The following is a 1,033-nucleotide window of genomic DNA, read 5'->3' on the forward strand; positions in this document are numbered from 1 at the left end:
TGTCTAAAGAAAAATTTGAACGTACGAAACCGCACGTAAACGTTGGTACTATCGGCCACGTTGACCACGGTAAAACAACTCTAACAGCTGCTATCTGTACTACACTTGCAAAAATCTACGGCGGTGTAGCTAAAGATTTCGCATCAATCGATAACGCTCCTGAAGAGCGCGAGCGTGGTATCACAATCTCAACTTCTCACGTTGAGTACGATACTCCTGCACGTCACTACGCACACGTTGACTGTCCTGGACACGCCGATTATGTTAAAAACATGATCACTGGTGCTGCTCAAATGGATGGTGGTATCCTAGTTGTTGCTGCAACAGATGGTCCAATGCCACAAACTCGTGAGCACATCCTACTTGGTCGTCAAGTTGGTATCCCTTACATCATCGTATTCATGAACAAATGTGACATGGTTGATGATGAAGAGCTTCTAGAACTAGTTGAAATGGAAGTTCGTGAACTTCTTTCTGAGTACGACTTCCCAGGTGATGATCTACCAGTAATTCAAGGTTCAGCTCTTGGCGCTCTAAACGGCGAAAAAGAGTGGGAAGACAAGATCGTTGAGCTTGCAGAAGCACTAGATTCTTACATCCCAGAACCAGAGCGTGCTGTTGACCAACCGTTCCTACTACCAATTGAAGATGTATTCTCAATCCAAGGTCGTGGTACAGTTGTAACTGGTCGTATCGAGCGTGGTATCCTACGCGTAGGTGACGAAGTAGAAATCGTTGGTATCAAAGAAACAACAATGACTACTTGTACAGGTGTTGAAATGTTCCGTAAACTGCTTGACGAAGGTCGTGCAGGTGAGAACGTTGGTGCACTACTACGTGGTACTAAGCGTGATGACGTTGAACGTGGCCAAGTACTTGCTGCTAAAGGTTCAATCAACCCACACACTAAATTTGAGTCAGAAGTGTACGTTCTTTCTAAAGATGAAGGCGGCCGTCACACTCCTTTCTTCAAAGGTTACCGTCCACAGTTCTACTTCCGTACAACTGACGTAACAGGCGACATCACTCTACC

Annotated in this window: 1 protein-coding gene; it reads left to right on the forward strand. The window is 45.4% G+C overall.

Annotation, left to right across the window (positions count from 1 at the left end; genetic code table 11):
- On the forward strand, nt 1-1,033 hold a 1,033-nt coding region (tuf, locus tag HC728_RS19630), incomplete at both ends, for an elongation factor Tu (RefSeq protein ID WP_069595067.1).

It is taken from the genome of Aliivibrio sp. S10_S31 (assembly GCF_014694495.1).
In the GTDB taxonomy this organism is placed as follows: Bacteria; Pseudomonadota; Gammaproteobacteria; order Enterobacterales; family Vibrionaceae; genus Aliivibrio; species Aliivibrio fischeri.